The following is a 16,264-nucleotide window of genomic DNA, read 5'->3' as shown; positions in this document are numbered from 1 at the left end:
CCATCCCCTTTTCTAAACGAATGCTTCCAGCTTGATTCTGGCAGCCAGCTCCTTCAATTCTGCTTCTTGCTTAAATAGCGCCTGCTCTGCGTCCTGATGATCGATTCGCTTAAAATACAGATTCGCCCCAGGCATCGCTTGTGCAATGAGCGGCAGATCGACCGTCGCTACTTCTCCAATACGCGGGTATCCTCCTGTTGTTTGCCGATCTGCCAGCAGAATAATCGGCTGGCCGTCAGGAGGAATTTGAATAGAACCAAAGGCAACCGCCTCTGAAATCAATTCAAGCTTTTCTTTTAAATGAACCGGCTCCCCCTTCAAGCGGCAGCCCATGCGATCTGATTGAGGCGTGACTTGGTAAGGCTGTTCGAAAAAGGTGTGTTGAGATATTTCTTGAAAAAAAGAAAGGTGTCTCCCTGGCAGCACCCGAATCACGGGCGATTTCCGCAGCGGCAAAAAATGCGTATGACTTACAGTCCAATCGGGTGCGCTGTACGCCGCCTGTTTCACTTCGCTTTTGAGCCTATCAGACAATCGATCCGCTACGATTGAAGGCTTTCCAATGGACAGGACGTCTCCTTTTTCAAGCGGACGTCCGTTCAGTCCACCTATTCCTGCTCTCACATAGGTGCTTTTGCTCTGCATGACCGGCTCCACATCGAAACCACCTGCCACAGCAAGGTAAGCGCGGCAGCCTCTCTTACAAGGACCAAAGGTGATCGTGCTTCCTGATCGAACAAAGAGCGGCTTCCATAAAGGGGCTGGCTCTCCATCGATGTCGATTTCCACATCAGCGCCAGTCACTGCAATAAGCTCATCCTTTTGACACGTCAACACAGGACCCGGCCCCATTAATGTCATTTCCAGCACGGCTTCGTTTACCTCGTTGCCTGTGAGAATGTTGGCAATTCTAAGTGAGAGCGGGTCCATGCCGCCGCTCGTTAAGACGCCATACTTTTGATAGCCTTTCCGCCCTTTATCTTGAATGGTTGTGAACATTCCTGACTTGATGACATGAATACTCAACGTTCTGCCTCCTTCATGCTGAAAAATTCCTTTTCAGACATTTGGACAAATCTGACCTCGTCCCCTGCTCTCAATAGACTTGGGACTTTCTCGTCTGGGCAAAAGAGTGGCAGCGGGGTTTGTCCAATGAGCTGCCAGCCGCCAGGTGTGGAAATGGGGTAAACGCCGGTCTGCTTTCCCGCAATGCCGACAGATCCTTTTGGAATGGACATTCTCGGTGTTTCCCTGCGCGGGGCTGCGATCTCTTCAGACAGCCCGCCTAAAAATGGAAACCCCGGGGCAAATCCAATCATATAAACAAGATACGTCCCTGCAGTGTGAATACGCACGACTTCCTCAGTCGTTAAACGATTGATCCGGGCGACTTCTTCTAAATCAGGTCCCAGCTCTCCCCCGTAGCAGACTGGAATATCGACGATGCGGCGCTTCGACTGAACCCCCTCCTGCCACTTCTCTTCAAGAAGTGTTTCAATATAGTTTTTCACCCATTCATACGGAGACAAGTCCATTTTTTGAAGGTGGGCAGATTGATAAACGGTATATGGCTCGTAAAAAACAGTCACGTTTGTAAAGGCTTGAACAGCTTCCACATATCCGGCAAATGGATGCTGTTCAATACACGAAAACAGCTGCACAACACGCTCATGAATTTCTTCACATATGTCTGCTCCTGCTTGGATAACGATCGCTGCATCTCCTAGCGGGTGGAAGGTGATAGACTCTTTTATCGTTGAAAATGCCACTTGAGGATCCCTCTCTTTCTAAAGCACACCGAGCTGTTGATCTCTTTGATCTGTGATGAACATATGCCCAGGTGCATGGGTAATCGCAATGTCTGGTTTTGTATGCATGACAATGGCTTGCGGCGTCACACCACATGCCCAAAACACCGGGACTTCTCCTTCTTTGATCAAAGATGGTTCTCCAAAGTCCGGCTGATCCACATTGGCAATTCCAATCATCGCTGGGTCGCCTATATGGATGGGGCCGCCATGAACTGACGGGAATCTAGACGTCACTTGTACACTTCTTGTAATCTGATGCGCCAGAATGGGCCTCATGCTGACAACCATCGGGCCATGAAACACCCCTGCTCTTTCACAAGAGATATTCGTTTGATACATCGGAACGTTATGACCGTTTTCAATATGGCGAACAGGGATATCATTCAGCATGAGCGCATGCTCAAACGTAAAACTGCAACCGATGAGAAAGGCAACCATATCATCCTTCCAATAAGCAGAGATATCTGAAACCTCTTCTTGAAGAATCCCTTTTCGGTAAATACGGTATTTAGGAAAGTCCGTACGAATATCCGCTTGGGGTGCCGACCGTCTCGGCACTGGATCACCCGGCTCCAGTACATCAAGCAAGGGGCATGCAGCCGGATTGCGCTGACAAAACAAAAGAAAGTCAAAGGCAAGTTCCTTTTTAACGATCATTAAATTGGCTTGAGCATATCCCTCTGCTAAACCCGCCGTTGGTCCTGTGATTTCTTTTTTACGAATCAACTCTCTGATCTGTGAAGGCTCATATGTTTGATCAATACTCATTCAAATCAACTCCATAGTTTCGGGATTTCATTCATAATGGTATATCCGCCCATCAAAGCCATGATGACGACAACCAATGCACCTGACGCTGTCAAAAAGAATGGATGACGGTAATCGCCGACAATTTCTTTCTTATAGGCCGCAACCAGCAAGGTGCCAAGTGCGAGAGGTAAAATCAATGCATTGATCGCCCCAACTAAAACTAATATGTTCACAGGTCGTCCGATCGTAATAAAACAAATAGTCGAGAGGGCAATAAAGCCGATGATAATGCCACGTTGATTTTGCTCAATTTTTGGCGAGAAGGTTTTAAAGAAAGAAACAGATGTGTAAGCCGCTCCAATAACCGATGTAATCGCCGCAGCCCACATAATAATCCCGAACATTTTATATCCAACATTTCCAGACGCTAACTGGAATACAGAAGCAGGCGGATTCGCTGGATCAATCTGTAAACCCTTTGAGACCACTCCTAGCACGGCTAAAAATAAAGCGACACGCATCACAGATGTAATCAGGATGCCGAAAACAGAGCTTTTTGTCACTTGAGGAAGTGCATCCTTCCCTTTAATTCCAGCATCCAATAGACGATGTCCGCCAGCAAAAACGATATAGCCGCCAACTGTCCCCCCGACAAGTGTCACAATCGATAGAATATCAATTTCTTCTGGGACAAATGTTCTGAGTGCTGCTTCCCCAACGGGCGGCGCTGTTGAAATCGCCACATACAGCATCAGGCCGATCATGACAAAGCCTGCTACCTGTGTGAAACGGTCCATCGCTTTTCCAGCCTCTTTGATCACAAAGATCAGAATGGCAATGACAGCACTGACCCCTGCTCCGATTCGCGGATCGACTCCGAAGATGACCTGAAAACCGAGACCAGCACCAGCGATATTTCCGATGTTAAAGGCAAGTCCCCCAATGACAATCAAAAAGGCCAGCACATAACCGAGCCCCGGCAGAACCATATTCGCAATATCCTGACCTCGCTTTTCTGACACGGCGATGATGCGCCATACATTCGTTTGTGCAAAAATATCCAACAAAATAGAGATGAGAATGACAAACCCAAAGCTAGCCGCAAGCTGCTGTGTGAAGACAGTCGTTTGTGTTAAAAATCCTGGTCCTATTGCGGACGTCGCCATTAAAAAGGCTGCGCCCATCAGCATAGAACGATTCCCCTTTGGTGCCTTCGTGTGCTTGACTTCCTCTTTTTTCATGCTGTTTCCCCCTTTGATGACGATTTTTATTGAAAGGCTTTGAGATGAATGCTCGCTTCTTTTAGTTTTGATGTAATGGTTTTGGCAAATTGAAGCGCATGACTGCCGTCTCCGTGAATACAGACCGTATCTGCTTTAAGCAAAATATCTTCCCCTTGAACGGTACGAACCTTCCCTTCTCGCACCATACGAACGACCTGCTGAACTGCCCGTTCATCATCTTCAATGAGTGCATGTGGTTCGCGGCGGGATGTCAGCGTCCCGTCTGCTTGATAGGTCCGATCAGAAAATACTTCATGAGCCACTTGAAGGCCAATTCTCTCACCTGCTAACGCAAGTTCACTGCCTGAGAGACCGAATAACACAAGACTTGGATCGACATGATACACAGCCTTTGCAATTGATTCAGATAATTCAGTATTTTTAGCCGCCATGTTGTAAAGGGCGCCGTGCGGCTTGACATGCTGCATCGTGCCGCCTTCTGCCTTGAGAAAGGCTGATAGAGCGCCAATTTGATAGACGACGAGATCATAGGCTTCCTCTGCCGAGATCGCCATTGGACGTCTGCCAAAGCCGACCAAATCTTGCAAACCTGGATGCGCACCAATTTGGACCCCTTTATCCAGCGCCATTCTGACCGTTTTTCTCATGACCGTTGGATCTCCTGCATGAAAACCGCAAGCAATGTTGGCTGACGTGACATATTCAAGAATTTGTTCGTCCGCACCGATTGTGTATTGACCAAAGCTTTCTCCCAAATCACAGTTGATATCCACTTGATACATAGGATCCCTCCTTGTTGTTCCGAATAACGGAATATAAAGTCCGAATATTCGAATTTATATTGATTATATCAATTTTGGATAGATTGCACATGACATTGTCAGAAAACATAACAATAGAACTAGGAGAAATTAAAAAAGCGAGAGGATATCGCCTCTCGCTTTTTCATCATGTTCTTTATTTAGATAGCACCCAATGTTGGATGGCTTTTGCTACACCATGTTCTGTGTTAGGAGCTGTAATCCAATCAGCGGCTTCTTTCACCACTTCTTGCGCATTTCCCATCGCAATTCCTAATCCGGCTTCTTGAATCATGGCCATATCATTTAGGCTGTCGCCAAGTGACATGACATTGTCCATCGTACAGCCAATGCGTTCTGCTACCTTTGCAAGAGCCGCAGCTTTGTTAATCCCTGCCGCATTGACTTCGATATTGGTCGGACTTGAATTTGTGATCTCTAGATGCTCATTTGCTTTCAATGTATTAAGTACTTCCTCACGAACGTCATCATCATGAATATCAAAGCCAAATTTCAACCATTCATGGTCATGAATTCGTTCTGGGAATTCACCTCTCCACACTTTCTCCACAGTGGAAGCCCAGTAATCGGTTTCGAACCTATTTTTTAGATCCCACATCATTTGGACGTGATCAGGATGCAGCAGATCTCGTTCGATCAGTTGGAAGTTTGAATCCCAGATTTCACTTCCATTTGCTGTCACAAGGTAAGAAGACAGCTTAAGCGGCTCAACCAGCTCTCGGCATGTCATCAGCGTCCGTCCTGTGCTAATCACCACATGGACCCCTTTTGCTTCAGCATCTTTAATGGCTTGTTTATTTTCCTCTGGAATGACGTGTTCACTGTTTAACAGCGTGCCATCCATATCAATGGCAATCAATCGGATGTCTTTCTTATCAGCTTGTATGGACAAATTGAGTACCCCACTTTGTATCATTTTTTGTAACTATCTTTATTTTAATATAAAGAGGAAGCTGGCACAAAGGGACGAGTTTGATCCCATAGAAAAAAGACCTTGTTACAGGTCTCTTTGCATTGGCTTAGCGTTCACACGCAATGCCGTCTTTATCACGGTCAAGTCGCATATTTTTTTGGTAAAGTGCTTTTGACACATACGGCTTGTACTTTGTTTTGCCGCCTTTGTTTTTCGTGTTTTTGCTTTTTGCCACGCCGCCTTTATAGACTTTGTTCAGTGCTTTGCAGTTTTTGTAGGACTTGACCGTTTTTGCATCTGCAGTGTGGGTGTCGACTTGTGTAAAGCTTAGTAAAAGACCTAATGACAAGACAGCCACCATGATTTTTTTCAACATGTATGATCCCCCTATTTTTTCTATTTTTACATTTTTATCATATGTCACCACTTTTTGTTTTTCAAGACTATCGCGCTAAAAAAATTCATTTTTTTGGCATAAAACATGCTTTATATCCTATATGGTACAATGAGTGGGAAACCTTTCCGTTTTTTACACGTATATGAAGAGAGGAGTTTTTCACATGAAAATGAAATATACCATTCTATATGTAAACGATGTTGAGGCAAGTATTCATTTCTATCAACATGTACTTGGCTTTCCTATGAAACTCAGGGTTGAATCCTATGTTGAGTTTGATACTGGAGATGTGACATTGTCAATTAACTCACGTCAGGATGTCAAAGATGCACTTGGATTGCCTGTCCCTGAAGCAAATCAATCCTCTCAAACGTTTGAGATAGGGTTTGTTGTGGATGACGTGGATCAAACCATTGCATCAATGAAGGAAAAAGGGGTTCCGATCATCAAAGAACCCGCAAAGAAACCATGGGGTCAAACCGTCGCTTATGTCGCTGATCCTGATGGGCATTTCATTGAAATATGTGATGCCACCTCCTAATCTTCTTTAAAGGAAGTGAATCAGTATGAGAAAAAAACATGCCTTTATCGCCGGAGTTTGCTCAATGATTGTGATTTGCAGTGCCGCTATTATTTTGCAGCACCATGAGTGGATAGGGTGGATCAGTGGTGGAATCTCTATTATTGGCGTCATGATGTCTGGACTTCTAATGGGGGCTTGGACAAGCGGGGAAGAAACGCGGGCAGCCTATCATTCTGAATCAAAAGAACACCGCATGTGGCGTCTTGATACGGCTTTTCTTTTGATGATCTTTGCAGTTCCGCACATGGCTGCATCGGTCTTATATGTTTTGATGTAATCACTTGTTAAAGGAGTTAGCAATATGGCTGTTTTTGTCTTATTCATTGTGTTCGGCTTTCCCATTATTTCCGTGCTGATTGGCATTTTTGGCACAATGCTTTTGAAGAATGTTTGGATGCCAACTTTGATTGTCCTGTTAGCCAGCGTCATTCTTATGTACACATACATTGGCGGGGATGAATCCTTTCTCATTTGGGTCGTCATCTACACCGTCTTTACGTTGATCGCTGCATGGATGACAAAGCGGTTTCGATTCAAGTAAAAAAGAACAGTTTGCACTGTTCTTTTTTTTGATCATATATCGGCGCACCATAGCTCAATTTCAATTTTCAGCTCGGGCCATCCTAAAGCTGATACATAAGCAACCGTCATTGATGGGTAAGCTGTTTTAAAGATCGTATCCCACTGAGGATATAGATGGTCCCAGTCGATTTCTTCCGTTGCCCATATATTGACCTTGATGACATGCTCTTCGTTCAATCCTTCTGATTCAAGGATTTTTTTGATATTTTCAAACGTATTGGTTACCTGGTCGTTTAAACTTGATGGTACCTGTCCATCCATATCTGTTCCGACTTGACCCGATGTAACAAATAATCCCGCGCCCTTTGGTACTCTTGTGATATGACTATAGCTGCCAACGGGCTTCGGCATACTTTCTGGGTTTTTTCTCGTGATTTTTTCCATGTTATATCCCTCACTCACTTTGATTTTTCTGCTAGATTCTTCCTCATGTAGACAGACTTCACCAATTTCTATCTATTCTAAAAGAAAACAGCAGTGGAGTATCCATAGCCACAAGGTAAGAACATCAATATTTTCTTTTTCATGACCGGTACACTCCTTTTGATTGCGTGAGCAAGGTTTTTAGATTAACTACATAGTACCTGACAAGTGACACACAGTCAAAATGATTTATAGACGATAACGTGCAATGTCCTGATTCAATCGTATGCTTAGTTCATTGAGTCTTTCTGCTGCTTTTGCCACATTGGAGATGGCTGTCACTTGTTCGTCTGTGGATGCGGTGATCTCTTCGGTCGCAGCGGCATTTTCTTGAGAAATATGGGCTGCGCCTTGCATGGCTTTTGTGATGAGGTCGTTTTGCTCCAGCAATGCATTCAGCTCTTTTGCCATTGCGTCTGTTTCAACGATGGTTTGTGAAATCGACGTAGAGATGGCATTGAATTCATGTTCTGTGGCATGTACCGCTTTATCTAACTCAGCAAAACGATCCATTGTCTTGGACATCATACCGGCTGTTGCCGTCGTTTCTTCTTTAATGCCTTGTACCATTTGCTGAATTTGAACGGCTGATTGCTTTGTCTGCTCAGCTAAATTCCGCACTTCACTCGCCACAACCGAGAAGCCTTTGCCGTGCTCTCCTGCACGTGCTGCTTCAATGCTTGCATTCAGCGCTAGTAAATTTGTCTCATTTGAAATGCTTTCAATCGTATCTGTAATTTTAGAGATATCCTGTACTTTTGTACTTAGCTGCTCAATGCCTGCTCTAATGCCTTGAGACGCTTGTATGGATTGTTCATTTGATTGTTTTAATTGCTGAACAATTTGCTGGCCCTGCTGCGATGATTGACTCGATTGGTCAGAGATTCGTTTAATTTGATCGCTTTGTTCTTTGACATTTTCGATGGATTGATTGAACTGGGTCATTTGTTGATTGGCTGCATCAAGGTCAGATGCCTGATGAAGCGTTCCGGTCGATATGTCGCCAATGGCTCGGCCAATTTCTTCACTGCTGGCTGAGGTTTCTTCAGATATCGCCGATAAATCTGTCGCTGATTCAACAAGCTGGCTGCTCGTTTCCTGTAGACCGCTCACAAGTGTCCTGAGTTCTCCTGACATATGATTAAAGCCTTTTGCCAGCTGTCCAATTTCATCTGTTGTTTCTTTTAAACTCGTGCGTTCAAGATTCCCCGCCGCAATTTCTTTTGAAGCAGCAGTGACTTGCTTGAGCAGCCTGACTTTTCCTCGAGCAGCTAAATAAAAGACGCCAAGACTGAGAAGAGCAACACCTGCTGTAATGAGCATGATATAGAGCTTCATCTGCTCTAATTCTTTATAAAATTCATCCTGAAAGACGGCGATACCGATACTCCAATTCCAGGGCGTGAACTGACTCATATAGGCAAGCTTTTGTTTTTCTTCCCCGGTGGCATCGTCCTTATCTAAATAGGTCACATAGTGTGCATCCTCGCCTTCTGATTTGGCTCCAGCGACCATTTTTTCACGATTGGTCGTATTATCTGGAATGACGCCAATGTCATTGACAGGATGGACTTGAGAGGAATAATCTGCTCCATATGCGACGAGATAGCCTTTATTTTTATAAATAAAATCTGATTTTTGAAATTGGTACCCTTTCCTGTTGTCATTTTTAGGCCCGCTCAAGTAAATACGGGCTTGTTCCTGTGCCTGTTCAAGCGTCAGTTCTTTTTTCTCTACACGATCATTCAACTGTGCAAGTGTAGCCATTGCTCCGCTGACGATGTGCTTTAAATCTGCTTTCCCGGCATCAATTAAGACATGTTTCGCTAACAAATACCCCGTTGTGCCTACAAGTCCGCCGGTTAAGATCGTGATCACGATAATGGCAGACATTAATTGAAAAAAGACACTTCTTGACGCAAACGTTTTCTTTTTCATATACAAATTCCCCCTTACATCATATATCGTCAAGCGGGGAAAACTATTAAAAAAGTCATAAAAAAATCCCTTTCACTCGTTGGAAAGGGATTTTCTGATTATCGAGCTGTTTCTTTCAGAATGGCTTGATAGAGATCGTCTGTTGGTGTGAGGCCACATACTTCTTCCAGCACACCTTCAATGCCTTTTTCTTTTCTTAATGCCTGCAAACGAACCGCTTCTTCGTCTTCGGCAAAGTCATAAGCGAGAGCTGCAGCGATGCCTTTGATTAAGTACACTGGCTGTTTGATCTTTTTCGCTGGACCGATTAAACGGTCGTCTGCTCCCAGCTTTCTAAGAGGAGATCGTGCGACACGAGTGACTTCGTCGGAGATAAAAGCATTTTCGAATCGTTTGATGATTTTTTGAATATACGCATCATGTTCTTCTTTTTGAAAGCCATATGTGTCGATTAAATAACTGCCTGTTTCATGAAGTGCTCCTTCAATAACTCGGCGAATCTCTGGTGTATCGACGGCTTCTTTAATCGTTTGAACGCCTTGCTGATACCCGACATAAGCAGCTAGTGCATGCCCTGTGTTGACAGTAAAGAGTTTGCGCTCAATATACGGCGTCAAATCTTTTACAAAGGTTGCTCCTTCAATCTGAGGAACGTCACCAATAAAGCCAGTCTCATCAATGACCCACTCGAAAAAAGGCTCGACTGATACTTTCAGAATGTCCTCATGGTGCTGAATCGGAACAATGCGGTCCACAGCAGCGTTTGGAAAACCAACTGTTTGTGACAACGCTTCTTGTTCCTCTTCTGTTAAATGAGAGAAAACGGCTTCTTTTAAATGAGAGCTGCCTCCAATCATATTTTCACATGCCACGATGTTGATGATATGGTCAGGCTTTTTCTGTTTTAATCCTTCAGCAATCGATGAAGCTATGATCTTCAAAACGGCTGGTCCAACAGCTGTTGTAATTAAATCGGCTGATGCGACGGCCTCTGTTAATGCCGCTGTGTCTTGTGCAGAATTGATCGCTGTCACAGGGCCGACCACTTCTTGTTTTTGACCTGGCGCTGCGAGTTCAACCGTGTATTCTCCTCTTTCATTCAGCTCGTTGATGACCGCTTCATTTACATCGGTAAAGACAAGCTCAAAGCCTGATGTTTTTAACAAAGATCCGATAAACCCTCTGCCGATATTTCCTGCTCCAAAATGAAGTGCCTTCATATTAGTTCACCTCGTTAAAAATGGCGATCAGTTCATCCTGATCCTTTGCATGGATGATGCGTTCTACATTTTCTTCTTCTGAACAGACAATCGCAATTTGAGAAAGAATATCAAGGTGTTCGTTGTTTTTACCAGCGATGCCAAAGACAACTTTGGCGATATTTCCTTCTCCGTATTCAACACCTTCTGGAATTTGAATGATGGAAATCCCAGAATGAAGGACAGCCGCTTTTGCATCCTCTGTTCCATGAGGAATCGCAATCCCGTTGCCCATAAATGTAGATGAGATATTTTCTCTTTCAAACATTTTGTCAACATAATCACTTGTGACATAGCCGTTTGCCACTAGGACCTCGCCCGCTTTTTTAATGGCTTCTTCTTTTGAGCCTGCTTGTTCGTTTAGAAAAATATTGTCTTTTGAAAGTACTTGTTTCATGAATGATCACACACCTTTTTTTAGAATGGAAAATCAGAAAAACAACCAAAACGGGGAGTTCAATAAAGAAAAATTGAACTCAACCCGTTTCGTCATGTTATTTTTTCAATTTCTCAATCAGCTCATCGTATTTCGGGCTGTTTAAGAAATTATCAACTGAGATATGCACAGCGCCCGGCAGTTTCGCCTTGGCTCTGTCTGTTAAATCTTTATGAGTAAAGACCACATCGGCGTCATCTGGGATGTTGCTGATGGATGTGTTTGTCACATCAATATCAAGCTCTGCCTTTTTGACTTTATTCTTTAAGATGGATGCGCCCATCGCACTTGAGCCCATTCCTGCATCGCAGGCAAAGATGATTTTGTTCACGTCATCTGGATTGACATCACTTGGAGATGCTGCTTGCTCATTTGCTTCAGCATCTTCTTTTTGAGCTGTAAGAGCGGCGGCTGCAGCGCTTTTCTTCCCTTTCATGTCCTGCATCTTTTCTGTTGCTGCTGTTAGATCCTCATCAACAGCTTTTGAAGCCTTCAAAATCACAGAAGCGACAAGGAATGATACGACGGCTGCCACGACAACACCTGCAAGAACGGCAAGGTGTCCGCCTTTTGGTGACATCAGCATGAGGGCGATAATACTTCCTGGTGACGGCACAGCCTTTAAGCCTGCATTTAACAGGGTAAAGGTCAGAACGCCGCTTGCTCCCCCTGCAATAACCGCCAAAATGAGCTTTGGTTTCATTAAGATGTACGGGAAGTAAATCTCATGAATTCCTCCTAAGAATTGAATGACAATCGCACCCGGTGCAGACTGTTTCGCATTTCCTCTACCAAAGAACATGTACGCAAGTAGAACACCTAACCCTGGTCCTGGGTTTGTTTCAAGCAAGAACAGAACGGACTGCCCTGTCTTTGCCGCTTGCTCCACCCCTAAAGGACCTAAAATTCCTTGGTTAATCGCATTGTTTAAGAACAAGACTTTCGCTGGTTCAATGAAAATACTTGCCAGCGGAAGCAAATGTGCATTCACAATGATATCTACACCTGCTGCAAGGGCTTTATTTAGACCAAGTACCACTGGGCCGATGGCGTAGAAGGCAATCGCGACAAGAATGGCACCTAGAATCCCTGCCGTAAAGTTATTCACAAGCATCTCAAAGCCCGATTTGATTCGATCTTTGAACAGCTGATCAATTTTCTTAATCAAGTAACCGCCAAGTGGTCCCATGATCATGGCACCTAAAAACATTGGAATGTCCGAACCGACAATGACCCCAATCGTCGCGGTTGCACCGAGTACCCCGCCTCGATGGTCGTATACGAGCTTACCGCCTGTGTAACCGATTAAGAGCGGCAGTAAGTAGTTGATCATTGGACCAACAAGTGAAGCTAATTGTTCATTTGGCAAATAGCCACTCGGAATGAACAATGCCGTAATGAGTCCCCAAGCGATAAATGCTCCAATATTCGGCATAATCATGCCGCTTAAATAGCTTCCAAAGCGCTGTACTTTTACGCGGAATCCGCTTTTTTCCTGCATCTATGAAATCTCCTTTCTTCTCTCCCTTTATTCAGGGCTTTATAGGTCAAAAGATATAAGAACAAGTGTCAGTGAAGCCCTTAACCTTATCGTAAAACGCTTTCACTTTCCCTTCAATTGAAACTAAATGTCACTTTGTCACTTAGTGTGTGACAAAATTGAAATATGATGTGAATTCTCTGTCAGAGCATAGGACAAATGGAGTAAAAAGGTTGATGTGCCGTGGTTTTGATGCAAAATTCATTGGAATTTCACAACTTTCAAATAGTCACTTCTTGTTTCCTCTTCTTAAATCGACTAGGCTTATACATGATCAAACCTATTCAATCAAGAAATGTCTGCGCAGACATGACACAGAAAAAGTGAACCATCTTGCTGTTTGTTTCGTTTACCTTTTAGAGTGAGCGGCACAATAGGAGGAGCGGTTTTTTCTGTGACTCACAGTTTCCTGCCGCTTTCTTTCTGATACATGAGACATTTTCATAGGTAGAAAGGCGGTTATTTATCTTGTTGAAACATAGTAAGTGGATTCTGCTCCTTATCGTCACGTTCGCTTTTTTCATTCCAAAGGAAGCAGTTGCTCATGCATACGTCGTCAGCTCAAATCCAGCGGCAAATGAAGAGCTGGAGAAGCAGCCTCCTTCAGTCTCTATCACATTTAGTGAAGGAATCGAAAGTGGATTTCATGCTATTAAGGTGCTAAATGCAAAAGGTGATCGTGTGGATAAAGGAGATACGGTCATTAAAGATCAAAAAATCATGGAAGCTGCTTTAAAAAAGGATTTACCAAAGGGGATTTATACCATTCAGTGGAATGCGGTATCAGCAGACGGACACTCTGTCTCTGGCATGATCCCGTTTAGTATTGGCAAAGCGGGTGGCGGTTTTGACCAATTAGATCAAGGTCAAACGAATGAATCCATCGATGTAGCCTCGACCATTGATAAAGCCTTACTTTATACGTCATTTAGCTTATTTCTCGGGACCATTTTGTTTGGACTGTTTTGGTTTAAAACAGCCATTTCTCCTGTATTAGTGAAACGAATGAAACGGCTTTTGACTTTGTCACTGATCATGATGGGCGGAGCACTCGTGTTCCAGCTGCCAATTCAAACAAAATCAGCGGCAGACGTGTCCTTTTTGGGGGCATTTCAACCATCGCTCTTACAAGAAACCATTGCGTCGACTTCTGGCGGTAGTTTGTGGATGATGCTCATGGTGTCATTTGTTCTTCTGACCATTTGGAGCATAGTCGCGATGAATAAAGGGGATTTCACATCTTTTCGGGTCTGGTTGTTTCCACTGCTCTTATTCGCAGTGCTTCTCTGGCTGAAGGCACAAATCGGACATCCAGCAGCAACCGATAATAAAATACTGACAACGTCACTTGATTTCATCCATCTCGTTTCTGCATCGATCTGGGTCGGTGGTTTAACAGCCATTGTGCTTTTATTGTTGAAGAAGCTGCCAAATGAAGATCAGCCGCTCATACGGAGTACGTTAACAGCGTTTCACCCTTGGGCGCTGCTCTCTGTTGGACTCATTGTGTTTTCAGGATTTGTGAATGCCATCTTCATTTTGCAATCGTTTGATGCTCTTTTCGAATCAGCGTATGGACGAACCTTTTTAATCAAGCTTGGTTTATTTATCTTGATGGGCCTTCTAGGACTTGTCCATTACTTGATGCTGAGATGGGAAAAGAAACAGAAACAAAACGTTTCGTTACGAGCTGAGTGGATTATCGGAATCGCCATTTTGTTATTAACGGCTGTGTTTACCAATATTCCGAGCCCTCCTCCGCCTGCACCTGAGCCGTTCTTCGGCGCAAACCAAGTGGAGCATCGTGACATTGTGTCCATGAGCATTACCCCGAATGCTCCGGGGAAAAACACATTCGAGGTCGCATTTACGAAGAAGGATGGACAAACGATTACAGATATTCAATCTGTGTCAGCCAAGATCCATAAAGTCGCCTTATTCGGGGAAGAGAAACCGAGTGAATTTCAGCTGAAACGATTAAAAAATGGTCATTTCTCTGCTGAAAACCTCTTGTTAAATGAAAAAGGTACTTGGAAAATTGAAATCCATGCATTAACTGGTTCTTTTGAAAATATCGATACCACATTTATTAGAAGAAACTAAAAGGAGTTCATACCATATGAAAAAATACGTTAAAGCTTTATTACCAATGCTTCTCGCTTCATTTTTATTGGCGATTCCTGTGAGTGCTCATGTCACAGTCAAGCCTGATACGTCTGCGACAAATGCGTGGGAAACCTATACGTTAAAAGTTCCTTCTGAGAGTGACAGTCCAACCACTAAGGTTGTCGTGACAATACCTAAAGGTGTAGAATTCCAGCAATATGAGCCAGTCCCTGGATGGAAAACGTCAACTGAAGAAAAAGATGGCAAGGTGACAAGAGTGACTTGGGAAGCAACGGGTAAAGGCGTGCTTGCCGGACAGTTCCAGCAATTCGTTTTTGTAGCGAAAAACCCTGAAAAAGCAGGTGAAGCTGCATGGGATGCATATCAATATTATAAAGATGGAACGGTCGTTGAATGGACAGGCGATAAAGATGCTGATAAGCCGCATTCCATCACAAACATTGTGGCATCTAATACGGTAACGGATTCACATGGACAAGAAAAACCAAAAGAAGAAAAGGCATCTGAAACAGCCTCCAACTCTTCCTCACCACTTGTGCTAGGGTTGTCCATTGCTGCTCTAGTCGTAGCACTGATTGCACTGGGACTTGCTTTTAGAAAGAAATAATTGATTCGTAAGCGATCGTTTTCACGGAAACGATCGCTTTCATTTCTATCCACCTTATTTGAACACGAGATGCAAGGCTTTGCCTGCAAACTAGGACGATCAACTTCCATTTTCCCAACCTATTATTACCAACATAGGATTGAATAGGGTAATGGTGCATGCCATAATGAGACACATGACCACCTAGGAGGCTATAAGATGAACCATCTAATTATATTTGCTCATCCCCAGCAAAGCTTAAATCAAACCTTATTAGATCTTGTTGTCAGCACTCTTTTGAACAATGGTCATGAAGTGACTGTTCGTGATGTCTATGCTCTTGGTTTTTCGCCAGAGCTAAGCATGTTGGAAAAGGCTGCGATCAAACGGGGTAATGTCCCAATTGCCATTCAAACAGAGCAGAAGCTGATTCAGCAAGCAGATGTCCTAACGTTTATTTTTCCCATTTGGTGGACAGGCTTACCCGCTATGCTAAAGGGCTATGTAGAACGCGTTTTTTCTGAGGGCTTCGCTTATCAAATCAATGAGCAGGGGGCTATTGAAAACCTGCTTCGGCACAAAAAAGGTGTCATTATCAACACGCACGATGCTCCAAGGACCTTTCTTGACTCTAAGCGGATCATTTCCGCCTCCCATCGCATGACAACAGATACAGAAGTCTTCAATTTTATTGGTGTTGAGCCTGTTGAACGACTTTTGTTCAGCAGCATGGAGCAGGCACCAGCAGATTACATCCACGAAATTCTGAAAGAAACGAAAGAAACGGTGGAGCAGCTTTTTCCGCCGGCTGTTTAACATAAAAAAGACTGCCAAGATTCCTCAGGCAGTCTTTT

18 protein-coding genes are annotated in these 16,264 nt (G+C 43.9%); 6 read left to right on the top strand and 12 right to left on the bottom strand.

What is annotated here, in order from left to right:
* Nucleotides 1–12: 12 nt before the first annotated feature.
* The 7 genes from C6Y07_RS15905 to C6Y07_RS15875 all read right to left on the bottom strand — a co-directional run bounded on the left by C6Y07_RS15905 (nucleotide 13) and on the right by C6Y07_RS15875 (nucleotide 5,915).
* Nucleotides 13–1,026 (bottom strand): 5-oxoprolinase subunit C family protein, encoded by a 1,014-nt coding sequence (locus C6Y07_RS15905; RefSeq protein ID WP_060595563.1) that lies wholly within the window; start codon nucleotides 1,024–1,026, stop codon nucleotides 13–15.
* Nucleotides 1,023–1,769 (bottom strand): 5-oxoprolinase subunit PxpB, encoded by a 747-nt coding sequence (pxpB, locus tag C6Y07_RS15900; RefSeq protein WP_106157036.1) that lies wholly within the window; start codon nucleotides 1,767–1,769, stop codon nucleotides 1,023–1,025. The genes C6Y07_RS15905 and pxpB overlap by 4 nt, the downstream gene beginning before the upstream one ends.
* Before the next feature lie 18 nt (nucleotides 1,770–1,787).
* Entirely contained in the window at nucleotides 1,788–2,579 is a 792-nt protein-coding gene (locus C6Y07_RS15895) for a putative hydro-lyase (protein ID WP_106157034.1), read from the bottom strand.
* 5 nt (nucleotides 2,580–2,584) lie between these two features.
* Nucleotides 2,585–3,802, bottom strand: coding sequence for an NRAMP family divalent metal transporter (locus tag C6Y07_RS15890; protein ID WP_060595560.1), 1,218 nt, complete (start codon nucleotides 3,800–3,802; stop codon nucleotides 2,585–2,587).
* 26 nt (nucleotides 3,803–3,828) lie between these two features.
* A complete protein-coding gene (locus tag C6Y07_RS15885) occupies nucleotides 3,829–4,587 on the bottom strand; it encodes a LamB/YcsF family protein (RefSeq protein WP_034664046.1) in 759 nt (252 codons plus the stop codon).
* A 175-nt stretch (nucleotides 4,588–4,762) separates the two neighbouring features.
* Nucleotides 4,763–5,542, bottom strand: coding sequence for a Cof-type HAD-IIB family hydrolase (locus tag C6Y07_RS15880; protein WP_370876201.1), 780 nt, complete (start codon nucleotides 5,540–5,542; stop codon nucleotides 4,763–4,765).
* Between the two features lie 103 nt (nucleotides 5,543–5,645).
* Nucleotides 5,646–5,915, bottom strand: coding sequence for an excalibur calcium-binding domain-containing protein (locus tag C6Y07_RS15875; protein WP_080769491.1), 270 nt, complete (start codon nucleotides 5,913–5,915; stop codon nucleotides 5,646–5,648).
* Nucleotides 5,916–6,099: 184 nt separating this feature from the next.
* Here C6Y07_RS15875 and C6Y07_RS15870 point away from each other — a divergent pair, with 184 nt between their 5' ends.
* Genes C6Y07_RS15870 through C6Y07_RS15860 form a run of 3 tightly spaced genes read left to right on the top strand, consistent with a single transcriptional unit; the run spans nucleotide 6,100 to nucleotide 7,060 of the window.
* The gene (locus tag C6Y07_RS15870; RefSeq protein ID WP_060595558.1) at nucleotides 6,100–6,477 is read left to right on the top strand and encodes a VOC family protein; all 378 of its coding nucleotides are present in this window, start codon (nucleotides 6,100–6,102) and stop codon (nucleotides 6,475–6,477) included.
* A 25-nt stretch (nucleotides 6,478–6,502) separates the two neighbouring features.
* Nucleotides 6,503–6,796, top strand: coding sequence for a DUF5316 domain-containing protein (locus C6Y07_RS15865; RefSeq protein ID WP_060595557.1), 294 nt, complete (start codon nucleotides 6,503–6,505; stop codon nucleotides 6,794–6,796).
* A gap of 24 nt (nucleotides 6,797–6,820) precedes the next feature.
* Entirely contained in the window at nucleotides 6,821–7,060 is a 240-nt protein-coding gene (locus tag C6Y07_RS15860) for a DUF2651 family protein (RefSeq protein ID WP_060595556.1), read from the top strand.
* 32 nt (nucleotides 7,061–7,092) lie between these two features.
* Here the strand turns inward: C6Y07_RS15860 and C6Y07_RS15855 are convergent, their stop codons facing one another.
* The 5 genes from C6Y07_RS15855 to C6Y07_RS15835 form a co-directional block, all read right to left on the bottom strand.
* Entirely contained in the window at nucleotides 7,093–7,485 is a 393-nt protein-coding gene (locus C6Y07_RS15855) for a RidA family protein (RefSeq protein ID WP_060595555.1), read from the bottom strand.
* 228 nt (nucleotides 7,486–7,713) lie between these two features.
* Nucleotides 7,714–9,462, bottom strand: a complete 1,749-nt coding sequence (locus C6Y07_RS15850) for a methyl-accepting chemotaxis protein (protein ID WP_060595554.1) — start codon at nucleotides 9,460–9,462, stop codon at nucleotides 7,714–7,716.
* 98 nt (nucleotides 9,463–9,560) lie between these two features.
* Nucleotides 9,561–10,682 carry a mannitol-1-phosphate 5-dehydrogenase gene (locus tag C6Y07_RS15845; RefSeq protein WP_106048599.1) on the bottom strand — a complete coding sequence of 374 codons (1,122 nt, stop codon included), beginning with the start codon at nucleotides 10,680–10,682 and terminating at the stop codon, nucleotides 9,561–9,563.
* Between the two features lies 1 nt (nucleotide 10,683).
* Nucleotides 10,684–11,118, bottom strand: coding sequence for a PTS mannitol transporter subunit IIA (locus C6Y07_RS15840; RefSeq protein WP_034664060.1), 435 nt, complete (start codon nucleotides 11,116–11,118; stop codon nucleotides 10,684–10,686).
* 97 nt (nucleotides 11,119–11,215) lie between these two features.
* A complete protein-coding gene (locus C6Y07_RS15835; protein WP_034664061.1) occupies nucleotides 11,216–12,658 on the bottom strand; it encodes a PTS mannitol transporter subunit IIBC in 1,443 nt (480 codons plus the stop codon).
* 507 nt (nucleotides 12,659–13,165) lie between these two features.
* Between C6Y07_RS15835 and C6Y07_RS15830 the strand changes: the two genes are divergently transcribed.
* The 3 genes from C6Y07_RS15830 (at nucleotide 13,166) to C6Y07_RS15820 (ending at nucleotide 16,226) form a co-directional block, all read left to right on the top strand.
* Nucleotides 13,166–14,800, top strand: coding sequence for a copper resistance CopC/CopD family protein (locus C6Y07_RS15830; protein WP_106048598.1), 1,635 nt, complete (start codon nucleotides 13,166–13,168; stop codon nucleotides 14,798–14,800).
* Nucleotides 14,801–14,816: 16 nt separating this feature from the next.
* Nucleotides 14,817–15,431 (top strand): YcnI family copper-binding membrane protein, encoded by a 615-nt coding sequence (locus C6Y07_RS15825; RefSeq protein ID WP_034664065.1) that lies wholly within the window; start codon nucleotides 14,817–14,819, stop codon nucleotides 15,429–15,431.
* A gap of 198 nt (nucleotides 15,432–15,629) precedes the next feature.
* A complete protein-coding gene (locus C6Y07_RS15820; protein ID WP_060595549.1) occupies nucleotides 15,630–16,226 on the top strand; it encodes an NAD(P)H-dependent oxidoreductase in 597 nt (198 codons plus the stop codon).
* The last annotated feature ends 38 nt before the right edge of the window (nucleotides 16,227–16,264 follow it).

The organism is Bacillus sp. LNXM12-1, assembly GCF_003004375.1.
GTDB lineage: Bacteria > Bacillota > Bacilli > Bacillales > Bacillaceae > Bacillus.
This window is presented reverse-complemented; position numbering and strand designations above follow the sequence as displayed.